The organism is Pseudomonadota bacterium, from assembly GCA_013285465.1.
Lineage (GTDB): Bacteria > Pseudomonadota > Alphaproteobacteria > Micavibrionales > CSBR16-224 > CSBR16-224.
In genome coordinates this window covers 1,917,758-1,935,285 of sequence record CP053449.1, presented here as the reverse complement: position 1 = coordinate 1,935,285, position 17,528 = coordinate 1,917,758, and the positions used below count along the sequence as shown (strand labels likewise).

Sequence of the window (17,528 nt, the reverse complement as noted above, 5' to 3'; positions counted from 1 at the left end):
ATGAACGGTTTGGAACAATATAGCGGGGAGTGGCGCGGACGCAAAGTCGGCATTCTCGGCGGATCTTTCAACCCCGCGCATGACGGCCATCTGCATATCAGTCGCGAGGCGCTGGACCGTCTGAAGCTGGATGCCGTCTGGTGGATGGTCAGCCCGCAGAATCCGCTGAAATCCGAAGCGGGGATGGCACCGTTTGAAGAACGGCTGAATTCCGCGCGGGAGATCACGCGCGACCATCCGCAAATTGTTCCTGTTACCATCGAACGGCAGATCAATACCCGCTATACGTCAGAAACATTGCGGATATTGTGCGAAGCTCTGCCCGACACAAAATTCGTCTGGCTGATGGGGGCGGATAATCTGCTGCAAATCCATAAATGGGAAAACTGGCGCAGTATTTTTGAAACACTGCCGATTGCGGTGATGGACCGCCCGCCCGCCGGGCAGTCGGAGACACCCTGTCCGGCTTCGGAACAATTTGCCAAGATGAAGATGCCGGAAAACCGTGCACCGGATTTGGCGGAAACCCGCCCGCCCTGCTGGACAATCCTGCATATTCCGCTGCATCCGCTCTCGGCAACGGAGATCCGCGCACAGCGTGATGCGGAATCTGCAAAAAACACTTGAATTATTCGTTCAGTTTCTGTACTTTCCGTGGATGACAACGCGCCCGTAGCTCAGTTGGATAGAGCGCATGGCTACGAACCATGAGGTCGGAGGTTCGAATCCTTCCGGGCGCGCCATTAAAAAAGTCCCCTTATTTTAAGGGGGCTTTTTTAATGGCTGTGTCTCGTAATATGGGTTGCGAAACTTGTTCGACGGCAAGGTTTTGCGGCGGCAAAACCGCAGACGCGGCGAAGGGGCGGTACGCCCCGCCGTCAATCCTTCCGGGCGCGCCATTAAAACAGCCCCCTTCACGGGGGCTTTTTTTTATTGCTGTTTGCCGAGATAGCTTCTCCAAACCTCAAAAGCAGGTTTCGATTTTTTCTTCTTGTTAAGCAGCCCCGTATGCACCCATGCTTTGGCAATGCCGCGCACTTCTTTCGGCAGTTTTGAAAGCATCGCGTCAAAATCAATCGTCACCGGGTTAATGACGAATGGAAAGTCATATGCGGCTTTTGCGTTTTTTGACTTAAGGCAGAATGACCAGATTCTTTGCAGGCATATAGCGCGTGTTGTAAAGCGGCTTATGCGTAATAGGGCAGGTTGCGCCTGACGGCGTTCTGACAAGAACAAGCTGCACCGCCAGCCCGCTGGGCAGTTTAACGGTCGGCACTTGCGGCTTCGTTTTCATGAAGCTGTCCAGATAACGCTCGTCCTCGCGGCTCAGGTAATAATTGTTCTTATCTTCCCATGATTCGCCGGAATTTGTAATCGGATGCGGCTGATACTGGTATCTTTCGCGGCTTTGCGTCCGCGGCAGATAGGGCGAGCGGTTCAATGTGCGGTACTCTCCCTCCGACCAGCCGGGAGACTGGTACTGCCCCGGTGAACGGTCACCGGCCCAAGCCGCACTTCCCGCTGCATCAGCGCAGACAGACAGACAAAAAACAGTCAGTAACATCAGGGAAAATTTTTGCAACATGGGAAGTCTCCGGAAATGCTCAATCAATATTTATTATATCATATTTATTTGCACCGCGTCTTGTTACGATAGTTTTCAAAGAGGTTTTGCGCATGTTGCGAAAATTATCCGTTCCCGTTTTCTGGGGGCTATCGATTTTTCTGGTCTATAAAATTTCCGGCCTATGCGGGCTGGGGCGCATTCCGCTGATTGTTTATTTCGCACATCTGATTGCCGCGCCGCTGCTGTTTCTTGTCTGCGGTTTTTGTGCCTCGGCATCTCTGCATCGTGCTGTCCTTTACGCGATTGCGGCGGGTTTGTGTTATGCCGTCTATATATGGGCGGTTTTGGCGGGGCAGTACGGAGTGCAAGTTGCGCTGTTACGGCTGGATGCCGTTCTTGGCGCGGCGTCGGTCGCTTTCCTGACGATTATTCTGCAGGCGCTTCTGTTGCGTTTTCTGCCTGAGGCCTCTACAAAGGGAACCGCTTGACCGCGCAGGCTTCCTTTGCTCTAATATTCCTGTAACCGGAATATTTTATTGATTTATGTTTATTTTTGAAAAGGAACGCCCGTGAGCTCGCCCCATAAACCGCAAGCGGATAAATCTGCCGAAAAGACGCCCGCCGCACTTGCCGCCGATGGCAAGGGTCTTCCTTCATATATTCCGCCGCGCAAAGACCCGGATATTAAAAACGACATGCATTGGCATCACGAGAACAAAACGCTGTCTGATCACTTCGCGGCCGCGGCGGTGAAAACCCTGCGCTTTGTCGGTGACAAGTTTTTCGGCGAACGTTACGCCAGCCGCGCGATTGTGCTGGAAACCGTTGCGGCGGTACCGGGCATGGTCGGCTCGATGCATAATCATCTTTTGTCACTGCGCCGCATGAAACATGATAACGGGCTTGTCCGCATGTTGATGGACGAGGCCGAGAATGAGCGTATGCATCTGATGACCTTTGTCGAAGTCGGCAAACCGACATTGCTGGAACGCATGATGATCACGGCAACGCAAGTCGCCTTTCTGGGATTTTTCTCATTGGCTTATACCTTCAATAAACGCACCGCGCACCGTTTTATCGGCTTGCTGGAAGAAGAAGCCGTGCGCAGTTATACCCATTATCTGGATGCGATAGATGCCGGTAAGGTCGAAAATGTCGATGCGCCGCAAATCGCCAAAGAATACTGGAAGCTGAAAGATGATGCCAAACTGCGCGATGTGGTGCTGGCTGTGCGCGCCGATGAAGCCGAACACCGTGATGTCAATCACGGCTGCGCCGATAAGCTGGATCAGGTGATTGCACAGCGCCGTGAAGAAAAGCGCCAGCGCAAAATTGCGCAACAGGCCAAGAAGCCTGTTCCCGGCTATGAAAAGGTCGAAAAAGCGGCGCAGGCAACATTGCGCCGCGCCGCTAAAATCGGACCGAAACCTTAAAGATTGTTCAGCGTTTTAATTGCGGTTTGACCAGCTTGTATTTGTCGTCTTTGATAACATTCTGTCGCTCGGTGTCATAGGCGTTCCAGAATGTGTCGATATCCGTTCCCATCTGTTCAAACAGTTCCGGGTCGCGGATGTCGTAACCCTGTTCCTTCAGTTTCTCGGCAATATGCTGCATCGGCATCCGCATCATACCGTGACCGCTGCCCGAAGCATCCAGTACGTAATGCCCTTCCTGATGAAATTTATAAGCCTGATGGAATTCAATCGCGCTTTCCTGCAGCAGGAAATATTCCTTCATTTCCGCCAGTATTTCGCGGTTATAAGGGCCTTTGTCATCTTTCCAGCCGCCCCAGCCGTCATATCTTATCGGAATGTCTTTCGGTGTATAAAATTCCTGCGCGGCATCTATTGCTTCCAAAGCGCCGTCAGCATAAGAAAGTCCTTCACGACATTCCTGTAAATGTGTGCCATCAGCCTGTTTGGTTTTTGCTTTTTCCATATAGGTATAGGCGCGGCGGGTATATTCAATCGCCGCATTATTGGCGGATAGTTTGACAGCACGTTCCAGACCGCCGTTCTGATGCATGTTCCGCAACAGATCAAGCTCGGCAAGACGTAATTCGGGCAGATCGTCAGGCAGGCCGTTTTCGGCAATCAGTTCTTCCAGCTTCGGCATAAATTTTTCTGAAAGTTGTTGTAGCCCGTAATATTGCTGCGGCGGTTGCTCTCCTGCAAAGCGCTGGGTGCTAAGAGACTGCGCCTGATGATAAGAATCCAGTACTTGCGTTATCCATGCGTGGCAATACATCCGGTCAAAATCCTGCTTTGTCAGCCCGTCTTCCAGGATTTCATAAGTTTCGTTTTGGGAGGTGTCTAGCCCCATTTTGTCCAGATCATACAATATACTCTGGCATTCAAAACCATGCTGGTTGGCGCCGGTGGGTTGATGGGCTTTGACCTGCTTCCAGCGTCTTTGTAGATATTGAATCTCTTTTGCATCCATTATACACATCCTTTAACATTCATATCAAATTAATGATTATGTTTACTGCTGTTTTCGGAATATGTCAATAGGACACTTTAAGAATGCTGGATTTCCGGCGGCAGAGTGATGCCGAATTTTTCCGCGCGCCGGATCAGTTCATCGACAGTACCGCGGCTTAAAGGAATACCGTTTTGCAGACGGTCGGCATAGCTTGTTTTGGCACGGTCACCCGGAATACGCACGGGATTGGCCGGATCACGCGGCGGGATGGCGCGCACGAAATCCAGATATTTTTCCGCTTCATTCTGCATATGGTTCAGTCCGGCAAAATGCTGCGGGTCCCAGATCGTGACGGCGGCATTATTCACCAGCGGCGCACCGTCAGGGGCAGGGGGCATATTGCCGCCCGATAATCCGGCGGCGAGGCAATCCATCATCAGCGACAGGGCAAATCCTTTATGCCCGCCTGCCGTCAGCAGGCTGCCTTGCGGTTCTTCAAACAGCACGGCGGGGTCGTTGCTTGGCCGTCCGTCCGCATCCTGTATCAAATTGTCACCAACCGTTTCGCCCGACAGATAGGCAAGACGGATTTTGCCGATGGCGGCGGCGCTGGTGGCCATATCAATGGTAAAGCTTTCTCCGTCTTTCAGCGGAATGCCGAAAGCCAGAGGATTGGTACTGCTAAAGGCGGTTTTTCCGCCCGGCGGTGCAACACAGCCGAGTGCGCCGTTATCATTGACGGACATAAAAAACGCATAGCCTTTTTCGGCGGCATATTCCGCCCATTCGCCCAACCGTCCGGTATGACCGGTATGGTACAAGGCACCGCTTGCAACGCCGTTTTCCGATGCTTTCGGCAACAGAATATCAAGGAAGCGCGGCATTTGAACTTGCCCTAGACCCAGACCGGCATCGGCCACACAGCTGCCTGCGCTGTCTTTCAGAATCTTCAAATCAATGCCGCTTTTGACCAAACCCTTATGCAGAAATGAGGTATATTCCATCACACGGATGACGCCGTGGGAATCATGCCCCATCAGATTGGCAAGCACGAGGCTTTTTGCGGTGATAACGGATTCCTCACGGGTAAAGCCGCCGCCTTCCAGAATTTTTGCGGCGAAATCCCGCAAGGCCTCTGCGGTCATGACGGGGTAGTCCTCTTTGCTCATTCTACAGCACCATAATACCGTCGATTTCAATCGCGGCACCCAGCGGCAAGGCTTTTACGGCAATAGTGGCGCGGGCGGGATAGGGTTCGCGGAAATAACGCTGCATGACATTATTCACAACCGGAAAATTGTCAAAATCCGTCAGATAGATCGTCAGTTTGACAAAATCCGACATGGAACCGCCGGCGGCTGTGGCGACGGCGGACAGATTTTCAAAAACCTGCACGGCCGCAGCTTCGAAACCGCCCGATACCAGTTCACCGCTATGCGGGTCCAGCGGGATTTGCCCCGACAGGTAAACCGTGCCGTTTTCATTGATGGCTTGTGAATAAGGGCCGATCGCGGCGGGGGCGTGTTTCGTTGAAATAATAATTTTTTCCGTCATGTTGCATTTCCTCGATGTTATATGTCAGCAGCATCAGTATAGACGCGGCAGGCAGTACTGCAAAGGCCGTAAAATTATTTGACATATAACAATAAATCATGTTATAAATAACGCCTGAATTCCAAATAAAGCGGCGAAAGATACTGTACAAATGTTTGAAGACCCGTCCTATCCCTTGCGCAGCCTGCGTCATAAATTTGCCGATTTAATGGTAAATAAAACCGGCACGGCGATGATTCTGTCCGCTGTTTTGGGTGTTGGGGCGATTGGCGGCGGCAGCTATATGATTGCCGATGAAATGACGGATAACCGGACGACGGAGTTTACCGAAGCGGCCTATGCGCAATATGCCGGCAATATCGATCAGCTGGAAGAACAGTATAAGACCGTGCAGGCGCTGACCGCACGCATCGAAAGCGGTGATTTTAAAGGCAGCAGTATTCAGGATTTGAACAATCAGCGTTACAGCGCTTTGGAAAGCTTTAAAGAAGCCGCTAATCCGGTATTGGCGGAAATTCTGCTTAATCCGGCTCTGTCGGAAACGCAGGCAGAGGAATTGATGACGGAATTCGAGAAACACACGATCCCGGCAGAGGATGTGCATCCCTATTTCGAGATCGAAGATTACGGTTTCCTGCGCGAAGCGCGCGCGGAAGCAAGTAAGGAAAACAAGAGCCTGACCTCAATCATGAGCGATATTCATTATTCCGTTGCAAGCGATGCCAATGATAAAGAGCGCGTATTGCCCTTTGCAATGTTTGGGATGTTGTTTGTGTTGTTGCCGATGTTTATGGGCGATAGCCGGAGCCTGCGTGATTTGGCTCGACAAAAACCGGAACGCCGTGTTAAACCAAAGCATTAAATCATTAAATTAGGAGTAGAGACATGCGCAGCGAAGAACAAATCGTTCTGAACCTGATCAAAGCCGAAGAATTCGATGCGGCCAAAGCCGTCATCAATCAAGCCGATCAGGGCGGTGTGCCGATTGACGTTAATGCCTGCGACGGCATTATGCTGTATTACGCCCATCTGCGCGGCGGTGAGGATTTTGTCGAATTTTTGCTGGATAAAGGTGCGAAGCTCGAAACATTTGCGGCGCGTAAAGTCTTTGAAGAATCCGCCCGCGCGGGCAAAGAAAATGTTGTCGATATGTTTCTGGCACGTCCCGAGGCGGCATCCTTCATCAAAACCATTGAATATGGTGCGGTCAGCGAATTGAAAGTTATCGCAGGCGGCCATGTCACGCGCGAAAACAAAGTCTATAAAGCCATTCGCGACAAAATTGATGCAAAAATGTCGGAAAATATGGAGGCATTTAACCGCGAGGCCGCCAAACATCTGCAGAAAAAGCCCAAGCCGCGCAAACGTCCGCGCAAGGCAAAGCATTTCCGCCGCTGATTTTTATTTCCTTATACAAAGGTGACAACCCAAAGCGTTTCCAATAGACTTTAGGCAGGCGCGCATTTCTTCGCGTCTTTTTTTGGAACATTGAAATATAAGGCCGCCATGAAAAAGAAACTTTTTCCCACAGTTTTCGGTATGATCTTTTTTGCCGCAGGTTTCGGTATCTTCATCTGGATGGGTGCCAGACCGGCCATTGAATGGCAGGGCATGAAAAATTGGGATGAGACAACGGCCCATCTTGTATCGGCGGAACTCTCGTCTTCAACGGACAGTGACGGCGGCACAACATATCGTGCAAAAGCGGAATATCAGTATGAATATGGCGGGCGGCGCTATTCGGGCGACCGCGTGGCCGTTTTTGATATGTCGGATAATATCGGCTCTTTTCAGGAGGATCTCGGCAGGAAATTGGAGCGCGCCTATAAAAAGAACAAAGCCGTTCCCGTCTATGTGAATCCGTCGGATCCGGGCGAGGCCGTATTGAACCGCGACATGCGCTGGGGCATGCTGGGTTTTGTGTCTATTTTCGGTGTCGTGTTCTGCGGCGCAGGCGGCGGCTTTATCTATTTTGTCTGGCGCGGCAGCAGCGGCAAAAGAGCGCAGGAGGGTGATCCGGTTTTGCAGGATAAGCCATGGCTTGCCAATGCGAAATGGCAATCGCCGACAATATTGTCGGATGCAAAATTCGGCATGAAGATGATGTGGGTTTTTGCCGTCATCTGGAATGCGATGACGTGCTATCTGCCGTTTATCGCCTATCAGGAGGTTGTTGAAAAACACAATAATGTGGCAGTGATTGCCCTGATTTTTAATATTGTCGGACTAGGCTTGATTTATGCCGCTATCAAGGCAACGCGGGAATGGCGGCGTTTCGGCACGGCACCTTTGACGCTGGATCCGTTTCCGGGCGCCATCGGTGGCCATGCTGGCGGCTATGTCGATGTGAAACTTCCCTATGATCCGTCCATGCGTTTTGAAATCACCCTGACGAATATTGCCGGCAGCTACAGCCGCTCGGGCAGTGAAAGACGTTACCGTGAAAAAGCAAAATGGCAGGATAGTCTTTACGCGCATACGGAAGCCGGGCCGGAGGGTACGCGTGTTTTCTTCCAGTTCAAAATTCCCGAAGGCATGAATGAATCCGATGCCGAAAGCCTGACCTCAATGCATGAGGAGCGCCATATCTGGCGGCTGGGGCTGCATGCCGATCTGCCGGGTGCTGATTTTATACGCCAATATGATATTCCGGTTTATGATACGGAACACAAAACATCGCGCAGCCTGCCGGAGCGGGAGCTGGGCATGATGCAGAACAAAAATGCTGAAATTCTGGACGCTGCCGTCAAGGAAACGATTCCGCTGCGTTTCGGCGCATCAGGGGCGGAGCTGTTCTATCCCGCCGGACGCAATATCGGACTCGGCTTTTCCCTGATTTGTATCGGTGCGATTTTTGCAGGCGGCGGCGTGTTCGCATTGATACATGCCGGATCATATTTCCTGAGCGGAATTTTTATGCTGGTCGGCAGTTTGATTGTGATCGGCGGTCTTTACACCTTTGGGAATTCCCTGCTGGTGACAACGGATGGCGTTTACTTAAAAACCGTGCGGCGCGTTTTCGGCATTCCGGTGAAACGCCGCCAGCTGCGCATAGATTTGATTGAAAACATCATCAAACATTCCAGCTTTCAATCGCAGCAGGGGACAAAGATTACCATGTCCTACGAGATTAGGGCGATCGGCAATCAAGGCGAGAAACTCACCATTGCCGAGGGGCTGAAAGGTGCCAGCAAAACCGATGTCGCCCTCAAATATATCGCACAGCAGCTGAATCTTTAATCCGCGGCAGCTGCCGTTTCATCTGCCGCATCCGTGTGTTGTTGCTGATAGACGGCGGCAAGACCGGCAGCTGCTTCAAATATTTTATCTGTTTTTTCCTGTCCTGCGATTGTGACCAAACTGGGCTTTAGGGTGGCAAGAAGATCGGTGGCTTTTCCATTGCCACGCATTTCCGCAATCATGGCCCATTTAACGCTTTCCACAATGTTTTGTTTAACCTCGCCCTTACCGGTGCTATAGAAGATGGACAGCAAAACTTGTGCACGGGACTCGCCTGCCTGTGCTGCCGGCAGAGTCCATTCGAAAGCTTTCCGCATGTCTTTTTCAAAACCGTGTTGGCCGTAGAAATAGAGCAGGCCGAGATTTGACATCGCTTCGGGATGTTTCTGTTCCGCAGCACGCAACATCCATTGACGCGCAGCCTGTTCATCATGCAAGGGTGTACCCTCCTGCAGATAAAGTGCTCCCAGCAGGAATTGTGCATCGGCATTGTTATCTTCTGCGGCGGTCTGCAAGTGAAAGGCAGCTTTTTCCGGATCGCGCGGTAACAGCTTGTCTTGTATATAGAATACAGCGATGGTCACATTCATAATTGTGCGAAAATTCTCCTTTGTCAGCTCTGCTTTTTGCGGCCACATATAGTCTGTATAAACCGTCCCCAGTGGGGATTTTTTTATTCCCATCCCCAATGGAAAATCGCCGTCATCCGGCATGACATCATAATTTTCTTGTCTGATGCGGCAGAAACTCTTTTGCACCATTGTTTTTTTAAAAACATGATTTTGCACACAATAGGCGGTTGTCCTGCCGTGTCGCCCGACACGCTTGTTTGTCTCAAGGTCTTTGCTGACAGTCATAATCGAAAGTTCTTTTGGGGCTGTCAGTTCCGTGAAAACTTCTCCGCCTCCTGAAACCAGCGCAGACCAGAACATGAAATAAAGCAGGAAAAACGAGAAAACGCCCCAGGCCTGCGGAAAGAATTTCTCAGCAAAGGCGCGGGGGTAAACCCATATGGCGGTAAACAGGCTAACAGGCAGGGCAATGCTGTGCCCGATATAGCGCCATGTATCACTTGGCACGAAGACTTCAGCGGAGACGTTGAAGGCCGGCACACAGCTGTAGAGAAACAGCCCCAACAGGCTATAAACGACAGCCTGTCCGCGCCATCCCAGTTTTTGCGGCTGCGCCTGCTTGCGCGCCGTTTGGATTGTCTGGGGAATCGGTATGGTTTTTTGCGGCTGCGGGGCTGCTGCGGCGGCAATACCCGTCAAATGGTAACGCCCGTCATCGCCCAGTGTCACAATCCTTTGCAAATCATAGAGGTCACGATGCACCGGATTGTTTTCATCCTGCACAATGCCTTTTCGGACAAGATTATCCAGAAATATTTTTGCGGGCCCCAGCTTGTCATGATTGGAGGGCAGCGTCATATAGGCTTGAATATGACGCATCTGTTCGGATTGTGCAGCCGTTGGACGCATCAGAATATCATTGAGGACATCAATTTCGCTTTGTGTCGGCGCGGCGATGACCGGCAAAGGGGGTGTATTATTTGTTGCTGTCGCGGCAGCGGTTTGCGCAACCGACGGCGCTGTGGTGATATCGGTGCGCACGCCGCGTGCCTGCAAATCATCAAAAATCAGACGGGCGGCTTTCTCCGGCGTTACGCCGCGCAAATGCATCAGGGCAAGCGTGTCGCGGTTATATTCCAGATAGGCATCGGCATATTGTTCCGTTATGCCGGGCTGCGCTATCAAGGCGGTACGAAAATGCCAGCGGTAATTTTCCAGTGCCTCATGCGCGGTACGTTTATGCTGGAAAATTTGTTCACGTAAATCGGCGCGGGTTTGTGCATTCTGGACATTTGGCGGAATTTGCTGCATCAGATCGGCGCTGTCGATACCGGATTCAAGCAGATTATAAAAATATTCCACACGGTTCTTGTGCTTGTTGAGGGCATAGGGAGATTTAATAAAAAACCATATGCCGTATCCGATCCAGAAAAGAAACCAGGTATTGTGGTCAAGCTGTTCCGGTGTGACGGCAGCGGCCAGAATGGCAAAGCTGGACAGGTTTAAAAATACGCTCATACTTTTTAGAAAGGAGGGTTCATCCGTCGCGATGGATGTTCTGGAGAGGAGTATATAAATATTCAGCAAAACCGCTACGGCAAGCGTAACGCCGCTATAGAGTGAGCCTCGATCCGATTGCATAAGAAGGAACACCGCGAAATAGGCGGTGATAAAATTTTGTATATACAACACAATGCGCAGCAAGACACACCCACCTGTTCATTGAGCGCAGGGGTAAACCTGCCAACTCATTTATTGTACCGTGTAAAGAGTTAACGGCAGGCTAACCTTCGGCTCTGCGGTCTTGCCAATAAAGAAAGAACGGAACACTTAGACACAGGCAGGCCAGTACCAGCCAGATGGTGACGACACCGTCAAAGCCGAGCGGAAGAAAACGCTCGGCAATTTTATCGAAATCGCCAAAACCGTGCGTGCCTTTTTGCTCGAAATAAACAAGGCGATAGGCATCATTGCGCAGCAGGGCAAAGCCTTTAATGAAAACTTGGAACAGAATTCCGAAACCGAAAACGGCGTTCAGCAACCGTTCCGTCACCCCGCCGGGAGAAATATCCAGCAGCGCCCGCGTTAGCAAAAACCCCGCAACCAATGCCTCGGCACCGGGACCCATGAAATCCACCATGCTCATATGTATGTCTTCGCTAAAGCCGGTGGCGAGGATAAATACGCCCAGTACAGCCAGCCCGATCATAAAGGGCGTAAAGTCGCGCAGCAGATAAGCACCATAGCCGATGACCGCCAGCGCCGCCCCTCTGACAAGATAACTCTGCCCTGTCACAGAAATGGCAAGCCCGCCGCCATGGGCAAAATCAAAAACCGGAATGGTCGGATAGCCATACAGCCATGCAAACAGCGTATGGCCGAGCTCATGAAAAAACGTTGCCATATATTCCAGACAAAGCGCCGATGCGGACATGACAAAATTCTCCGTCCAGAACCAGTCCATGTCGTGAATATAATGATACAGCGGCAGGTTTAAGAAAACGGCGATCAAAAAGCCTGCGCCCATAAATTTCCAGCTATTGTCCATTGATAACAGGGCTTTACTTCATGCCGCGAGAAGGGGGATCTCTGCGTGGCGTTGTCGTTGTGTTGTTTTTCGGCGCGGATTTTTGCGGCTTTAACGCATCCAGACAGGTCATGCATACGGCTTGTTCCACTTTTTTATCCACACCTGTTCCATCCAGAAAGACTTGCACAGTGCGCACGGCTTTTGTGTTGTCACCGCCCTGTTGGCGAATGCCGTCTATACATTCGCGGATACCGCTGGCAACAGCTTGCGCCTGTTCATCTTTCAGGCCGGCAAGTAGGAGCTTTTGCTTTATTTGCTCTTCCATGGACGGCTGGGCGGGTTTTTCCCCCTCCATGCTGAAATGGGTGCCGCCAATCAGTTTATTTGCGGTTGCCTGTGCTTCATCGGAATATAGCAGGCTTTTTCCGGAGGTGGTGCCAAAGCTTTCATGGTCGCCGCGTTTTGCTTTGCCATGTGTTTCATCCTGGGACATGACGTTTTCCTTTACTCGTTACAGGAATTTTACCCTGTTCATATTATACTTTCTTTGCTTTAACAAAGCCTTAAACCAGAAAGCTCTGGACTGTTATTCTTCACGGTTTTAGGATGGGCAGGATAACAAATATCTGCAAAGGAGATTAGAGCATGAAAAAACTACTGATGGCGGCGGCAATCGCGACCGGCGTGATGATGTCTTCCGGTACGGGTTATGCGCAAGGCGCAAAAATTCCGGATGTGAAACTCGAGGAACTCAGAAAAAAATCCATCGAACATTTTTTCAAATTCTATGATACCGATGGCGATCAGGCGGTTTCAAAGGCCGAGTTTATGGAAGTCATGGAAAAACGCTTTGCTGAAATGGATCAGGATGCGAATGGCCGTGTCACAACAGAGGAAGTTCTGGCGCATCACACTGCAATGCAGGAAAAGATGATGAAAGAGAGAGACGCAGCTCATCAGCAGGGCGGCGCGGCTCAATAAGCGAACAGGCATGATTGCAAAAGCCGCCGCACCACCATATGCGGCGGCTTTTCTATATTGCGGAAACGCTTGCCATAACGGCCTGTGCGGTGCTATCCTGCGCATCGGATATCATATATTTTCTATAAAAGCAGGAGGCGCGCCATGACGGAAAAAGCGGCAAAAACAAAACATACAAAGCTTTTGATTATCGGTTCGGGCCCTGCCGGTTATACGGCGGCGGTTTACGCGGCGCGCGCAGGGCTGGAGCCCGTGATCGTGGCAGGGATGGAGCCGGGCGGGCAGATGACCACCACCACCGATGTTGAAAATTATCCCGGCTTTGAGAATCCCGTGCAAGGGCCGTGGCTGATGGATCAGATGAAAAAACAGGCTGAAAATTTCGGCACGGAAATGATCAATGACACGATTACCGATGTTGATTTCAGCGGTGATATCAAAAAACTGACGGGAACCTCCGGCGATACTTACACGGCGGATGCCGTTATCATCGCAACCGGTGCGCAGGCGAAATGGCTGGGCACGGAAAGCGAAGAAAAATTCAAAGGCTACGGCGTCTCCGCCTGCGCGACCTGTGACGGATTCTTTTATAAAGGCAAGGAAGTCGTGATCGTCGGTGGCGGCAATACCGCTGTGGAAGAAGCGCTGTTCCTGACGCAATTCGTTGATAAAGTCACCTTGATCCACCGCGGTGACAGCCTGCGGGCGGAAAAAATCATGCAGGACCGTCTGTTTGATAACGATAAAATCGATGTGATGTGGAATACCGAACTGGATGAAGTGCTGGGCACGCCTCCGGGAACGCCGGGCGCCGATATGGCCTCTATCGGTGTCACGGGCGTGAAATTGCGCAATAACAAAACCGGCGCGGTAGAAGAGAAAAAAGTCGCAGGTGTGTTTATCGCCATCGGCCATGCGCCTGCCACCAAAGTCTTTGACGGTCATATTGATCTGGATAAGGACGGCTATGTCAAAACCAAACCCGACAGTACCGAAACCAATGTACCGGGCGTCTTTGCCGCAGGTGATGTGAAAGACCGCAAATTCAAACAGGCGGTGACGGCGGCAGGTATGGGCTGTATGGCAGCGCTGGAAGCGGATCAATATCTCGCAACGCTGGCGGCAAAACCGAAGCCGGATGCGGCCAATAAAAACACCGCGCAACGCAAGCCTGCCGCAAAAGGGCCGGGACGTTAAGAGAGAAGAATATGGCAGAACAAGGCAAAAATCTTCTGATCGTTTTTGATCTGGTCGCAACATTGACCGATGCGGGGCCGCGCTATGTGCGTGCCTTTTCCGATATGTGCGAACGCTTCGGTTATCCGAAACCGGATGAAGATGAGGTCATGGAAATGCTCGGCAATAAAAACCTGAAAGAGATTACGCAGCATTTCCTCGGCGATATCGATACCGGGTTGCAGGGCAAGTTTATGAACAGCTGTAACAAGGAATGTGATGCCATGCTGTTCCGTGATGATTGGCAGGAAACGCTGTTCCCGCATGTGCGCGAAACGCTGGAAGATTTGGCGGCAGAGGGCTATAAACTCGGCATCTATACCGGCACACGCGAAGATGCGCTGGAAGATCAGATCACTTATCACGGCATCAAACCGCTGTTTCAGCAGGATTATATCCGGGGCAAAGATAATACCCGCGATGCGGGGCTGGACAGCCGGACCTTAAAAGCGGCACAGCTGGAATCGATTGTTGCGCAATACCGCAAGGATTGCGGCGATGATAATGCGCCCGTATTGGTGATCGGCGATTCCGCTTCCGATGCGGAGGCTGCCGCTGATCAGGGCTATCTGTTTATCGGTTTTGCCGCTAGCGAGCGCAAAAAAGAAAAACTGCAAAATTCCGGCGTTAAATTCCTGATGACGGATTTTGAAGATCTGCCGCTATTGATCAAAGGCGCGACGGGAGCTGTTCCTGCGGAGGAGCGTCAGAATTATACCAAGGTCAAAAAAAAACATCCCCCGCAACCCTGACGGCGTTTAAAAATTATTTCACGACTGATGATAAGAATTACTCTGCGGGTGCTTCCGGAGCAGGGGCTGTCTCGTCCTGAACAGGTGCCGCTTCAACGGCGGCTTTTTCGGGCATTTCTTCAGGCGGCGCGGCGGCAGGTATTTCCGGCGGCTGGCTTAAAGACGACATTTCGACAATGCTGCGGAAAATATGCGCGCCGTCTTCCGGAGACATTGCGGAAAGAACGGTCAGGAAATTGGCCTGCGCATTGCAGCTTTCGGCGGCCGAGAAATTGCCGCTGCCGTCCAGAGCCGCCAGCTCCGCCATATTAAAGCCGGCTGCGGCATATCCGGCTTTCAGCTTGTCCAGCAGCGTTTCAAGCGCCATCGGCTTTTCTTTGGTTTTTGCGGTATTGGCAAGCCCGCTCTCGATAATCGCATATTTAAAACTTTGCGCGCGGGTCAGAATATCATCGCCTAGTGCCTCTTTCAGCATATCCAGCTCTTTTTCGCGCATCATGTTATCGGTATAGATCAGGCATAAAGCGGGATTTTCTTTCAGCTTTGTCAGCGTTTCAGCCGAGAATTTCAAATTATTGTAAACAGCCTCATCCGTGGCAAAAGGCATATAGGTTTCGGTGTATTTGCTGATGATATGCGAGACTTCGGCGGCAATTTGTGCGGAGAGCGCCTCCCGCGTCAAACCCTGTGCAATCGCGTCTTGCGCATATTGCCGGAAGTTTTCGGCAGCATCGGGATGGGCGGCAAACAAATCCCCCAGCGCAGGCGATTGTTGCAATGTCGATGTGACGACAAAGTGATGGCCGTAACGGGTTTCAAGATTGCGGGTAATTTTCTGCGGCAGCAGGAAGGCCAGCACAAGGCCGAGCGCCAGCGCCAGATGCATGACGGGAAATTTCTTGGCCGCGCGGGCGGGGATCAGCGCAATCAGCAAAATGCCGACAACAATCAAACTGCCCAGCAAAAGCGATTGCATGGTTTCGTTCAGCGAAAAGAAAAATAAAAGCACGGGATGCAGGTTTTCAGTCATAACATCAATATCCTCTAATATCTCCTGATGTTAGGCTGAAACAGGGTTGAAGGCAACTAGGCATGTAAAAACACGGCGGTTTTTGAAATATATTGTCGTATTTTGCACAGTTTCGTATAGTATCTTGTCTTACAGGACAGGGAAACGACATATATGACCGCGAAAAAACGCGAGAAACGGCTGAAAAAACAGCATGCCGCCCGTTGCGACGATATTCTCGCACGTCTGGCCGCTGTGTCCGAAGGCTATGATATGGTCACCTTCCTGAATGATCACAAGATCGAGATCTGCTTTGAAAAAGATGCTTTATTCGAGGCCGCCTCATCCCTGACCATCGACCGTATTGAAAACGGCAAATATATCTATGTCGGCACCAAGATTATCCTGAATGAATCCCTGCATGACGACAATATTGCACAGGCGCTGGTGCATGAGGCGCAGCATATGCGCCATCATATGAATGATCTGGGCAATCCCGATATGCTGCTGTCGCTGGAGGATCATCAGCTGTTCCGCGCTGTGCAGGAGGCCGATGCGCAAGCGGCGGCGATTGATGTGACGTTCAAGTTAAAGCTGGCGGGCGATGCCGGCCCCTACGAAAAAACGGCGGCGGTCGGTTACGAGGAGATGTGCCGTGCCTATGAAGCCGCTTATGAAGCCGATCCGCAATCAATTTACGATGGCCGCGCCAAACGTGCGGCTTTTGATGCATGGTTTACCAAACCCTCCCGCGTGGCGCATTACGACCATGACACGGAAAACCTGCATGAAAAAATCATCGAAAATCTCTGCGCGAAAAGCAAGGAACATGGCTTATCCGCAGGCGCGCTGGAAAATGACTGGGTCGAAAGAATTGGCGGTTTGTCGGATGTGAATTATCTGCACCTGCCCGGTCAAAGTGATCCGCTATCCACCGCGCGCGCCACGCTGACCGAAACGCGCAAGGAAATCGCCAAAATCGCCGCCGAAAAACAGGCCGAAAAAACCGCGAATGATAATGAGAAGCCCGCCGCCGCGCTGGAAAATAATCCGCAACCGAAATCACCACCTCCACCCTCTCAAAATTTATAAATTCCTGCCGTTTTGCGCTTTTCGGAATGATTGCTATGGATATGTGATATTCCCTATACTGCATATGGGCATATGCGATACAGGAGGTTTGAATTCAAGCCATGTATAAGGGATGAAAGCCGCAGTACAAGCGATCATCAGTGCAAAAAGAAATGTTGTTTTATTTATAGCGGTTGCGTTCCAGCGCAGTTGCCAGAGAATATAGAAGCTGTAAGCGGCCAGTAATAAATAGAAACTCTTGATCCAGAAATGACTGTAGCTCAGCGCTTCTCCCTCAAGCCATAAAATACTGATAAAAGACAGCAAAGAAGCAGCATGTTTTTTATAAGGGATTTCAAAAACCATTGTATAAAACAAGATGTGACAGATGATCGCACTCATGAATATGAAGACGGCAATTTCATCAAAATGATGCCTGTGTGTGTAATATGTGGTGCGCAGGCCGTGACTGTACCACCCGGCTGCGGCAAGCAGTAGTACGATCACCATTGTAAAAGTGGCACAGATAAGAATCGCCATTTGCGACGACTGGCTTTTTTCCATCAATGTTCCCCCTTTTTCCATTATAGCA

The 17,528-nt window shown here is 51.0% G+C and carries 20 protein-coding genes and 1 tRNA gene; 11 read left to right on the top strand and 10 right to left on the bottom strand.

The window, feature by feature from the left end; all coding sequences use genetic code 11:
* On the top strand, nucleotides 1–627 hold the full coding sequence (locus HND56_09420) for a nicotinate-nucleotide adenylyltransferase (GenBank protein QKK05893.1): 627 nt from the start codon (nucleotides 1–3) through the stop codon (nucleotides 625–627).
* A gap of 39 nt (nucleotides 628–666) precedes the next feature.
* Nucleotides 667–743: transfer RNA gene (locus HND56_09415), tRNA-Arg, on the top strand.
* Between the two features lie 187 nt (nucleotides 744–930).
* On the opposite strand, the gene HND56_09410 is transcribed toward HND56_09415, so the two are convergent.
* Both HND56_09410 and HND56_09405 read right to left on the bottom strand, forming a co-directional pair.
* On the bottom strand, nucleotides 931–1,083 hold the full coding sequence (locus tag HND56_09410; protein QKK05892.1) for a hypothetical protein: 153 nt from the start codon (nucleotides 1,081–1,083) through the stop codon (nucleotides 931–933).
* 49 nt (nucleotides 1,084–1,132) lie between these two features.
* Nucleotides 1,133–1,585 (bottom strand): hypothetical protein, encoded by a 453-nt coding sequence (locus tag HND56_09405; protein ID QKK05891.1) that lies wholly within the window; start codon nucleotides 1,583–1,585, stop codon nucleotides 1,133–1,135.
* Nucleotides 1,586–1,677: 92 nt separating this feature from the next.
* Here HND56_09405 and HND56_09400 point away from each other — a divergent pair, with 92 nt between their 5' ends.
* Both HND56_09400 and HND56_09395 read left to right on the top strand, forming a co-directional pair.
* On the top strand, nucleotides 1,678–2,055 hold the full coding sequence (locus tag HND56_09400; GenBank protein ID QKK05890.1) for a hypothetical protein: 378 nt from the start codon (nucleotides 1,678–1,680) through the stop codon (nucleotides 2,053–2,055).
* A 207-nt stretch (nucleotides 2,056–2,262) separates the two neighbouring features.
* Nucleotides 2,263–3,000, top strand: coding sequence for an oxidase (locus HND56_09395; protein ID QKK06614.1), 738 nt, complete (start codon nucleotides 2,263–2,265; stop codon nucleotides 2,998–3,000).
* A gap of 7 nt (nucleotides 3,001–3,007) precedes the next feature.
* Here the strand turns inward: HND56_09395 and HND56_09390 are convergent, their stop codons facing one another.
* The 3 genes from HND56_09390 to HND56_09380 form a co-directional block, all read right to left on the bottom strand.
* Nucleotides 3,008–4,009 carry a hypothetical protein gene (locus HND56_09390; protein ID QKK05889.1) on the bottom strand — a complete coding sequence of 334 codons (1,002 nt, stop codon included), beginning with the start codon at nucleotides 4,007–4,009 and terminating at the stop codon, nucleotides 3,008–3,010.
* 77 nt (nucleotides 4,010–4,086) lie between these two features.
* Complete coding sequence (locus tag HND56_09385) at nucleotides 4,087–5,160, bottom strand: Ldh family oxidoreductase (GenBank protein ID QKK05888.1); 1,074 nt, start codon at nucleotides 5,158–5,160, stop codon at nucleotides 4,087–4,089.
* Nucleotide 5,161: 1 nt separating this feature from the next.
* A complete protein-coding gene (locus tag HND56_09380; protein ID QKK05887.1) occupies nucleotides 5,162–5,545 on the bottom strand; it encodes a RidA family protein in 384 nt (127 codons plus the stop codon).
* A gap of 151 nt (nucleotides 5,546–5,696) precedes the next feature.
* Here HND56_09380 and HND56_09375 point away from each other — a divergent pair, with 151 nt between their 5' ends.
* The 3 genes from HND56_09375 to HND56_09365 all read left to right on the top strand — a co-directional run bounded on the left by HND56_09375 (nucleotide 5,697) and on the right by HND56_09365 (nucleotide 8,785).
* On the top strand, nucleotides 5,697–6,407 hold the full coding sequence (locus HND56_09375) for a hypothetical protein (GenBank protein QKK05886.1): 711 nt from the start codon (nucleotides 5,697–5,699) through the stop codon (nucleotides 6,405–6,407).
* A gap of 23 nt (nucleotides 6,408–6,430) precedes the next feature.
* On the top strand, nucleotides 6,431–6,943 hold the full coding sequence (locus HND56_09370) for a hypothetical protein (GenBank protein ID QKK05885.1): 513 nt from the start codon (nucleotides 6,431–6,433) through the stop codon (nucleotides 6,941–6,943).
* Nucleotides 6,944–7,051: 108 nt separating this feature from the next.
* The gene (locus HND56_09365; protein QKK05884.1) at nucleotides 7,052–8,785 is read left to right on the top strand and encodes a DUF3592 domain-containing protein; all 1,734 of its coding nucleotides are present in this window, start codon (nucleotides 7,052–7,054) and stop codon (nucleotides 8,783–8,785) included.
* Here HND56_09365 and HND56_09360 read toward each other — a convergent pair.
* The 3 genes from HND56_09360 to HND56_09350 form a co-directional block, all read right to left on the bottom strand.
* The gene (locus tag HND56_09360; GenBank protein QKK05883.1) at nucleotides 8,782–10,998 is read right to left on the bottom strand and encodes a sel1 repeat family protein; all 2,217 of its coding nucleotides are present in this window, start codon (nucleotides 10,996–10,998) and stop codon (nucleotides 8,782–8,784) included. The two genes, HND56_09365 and HND56_09360, sit on opposite strands and share 4 nt — an antisense overlap.
* A gap of 142 nt (nucleotides 10,999–11,140) precedes the next feature.
* Entirely contained in the window at nucleotides 11,141–11,905 is a 765-nt protein-coding gene (locus HND56_09355; GenBank protein QKK05882.1) for a hypothetical protein, read from the bottom strand.
* A 13-nt stretch (nucleotides 11,906–11,918) separates the two neighbouring features.
* A complete protein-coding gene (locus tag HND56_09350) occupies nucleotides 11,919–12,380 on the bottom strand; it encodes a hypothetical protein (GenBank protein QKK05881.1) in 462 nt (153 codons plus the stop codon).
* A gap of 152 nt (nucleotides 12,381–12,532) precedes the next feature.
* On the opposite strand from HND56_09350, the gene HND56_09345 reads away from it, so the two are divergent.
* The 3 genes from HND56_09345 to HND56_09335 all read left to right on the top strand — a co-directional run bounded on the left by HND56_09345 (nucleotide 12,533) and on the right by HND56_09335 (nucleotide 14,856).
* Nucleotides 12,533–12,868, top strand: coding sequence for a hypothetical protein (locus HND56_09345; GenBank protein QKK05880.1), 336 nt, complete (start codon nucleotides 12,533–12,535; stop codon nucleotides 12,866–12,868).
* Nucleotides 12,869–13,012: 144 nt separating this feature from the next.
* Nucleotides 13,013–14,065, top strand: a complete 1,053-nt coding sequence (gene trxB, locus HND56_09340; protein QKK05879.1) for a thioredoxin-disulfide reductase — start codon at nucleotides 13,013–13,015, stop codon at nucleotides 14,063–14,065.
* An 11-nt stretch (nucleotides 14,066–14,076) separates the two neighbouring features.
* Nucleotides 14,077–14,856, top strand: a complete 780-nt coding sequence (locus HND56_09335) for an HAD family hydrolase (protein QKK05878.1) — start codon at nucleotides 14,077–14,079, stop codon at nucleotides 14,854–14,856.
* 37 nt (nucleotides 14,857–14,893) lie between these two features.
* On the opposite strand, the gene HND56_09330 is transcribed toward HND56_09335, so the two are convergent.
* Nucleotides 14,894–15,886: a hypothetical protein gene (locus tag HND56_09330; GenBank protein ID QKK05877.1), complete on the bottom strand. Its 993-nt coding sequence runs from the start codon at nucleotides 15,884–15,886 to the stop codon at nucleotides 14,894–14,896.
* Between the two features lie 153 nt (nucleotides 15,887–16,039).
* Between HND56_09330 and HND56_09325 the strand changes: the two genes are divergently transcribed.
* Nucleotides 16,040–16,957 (top strand): hypothetical protein, encoded by a 918-nt coding sequence (locus HND56_09325; protein ID QKK05876.1) that lies wholly within the window; start codon nucleotides 16,040–16,042, stop codon nucleotides 16,955–16,957.
* Nucleotides 16,958–16,990: 33 nt separating this feature from the next.
* On the opposite strand, the gene HND56_09320 is transcribed toward HND56_09325, so the two are convergent.
* The gene (locus HND56_09320; GenBank protein ID QKK05875.1) at nucleotides 16,991–17,500 is read right to left on the bottom strand and encodes a hypothetical protein; all 510 of its coding nucleotides are present in this window, start codon (nucleotides 17,498–17,500) and stop codon (nucleotides 16,991–16,993) included.
* Nucleotides 17,501–17,528 lie beyond the last annotated feature (28 nt).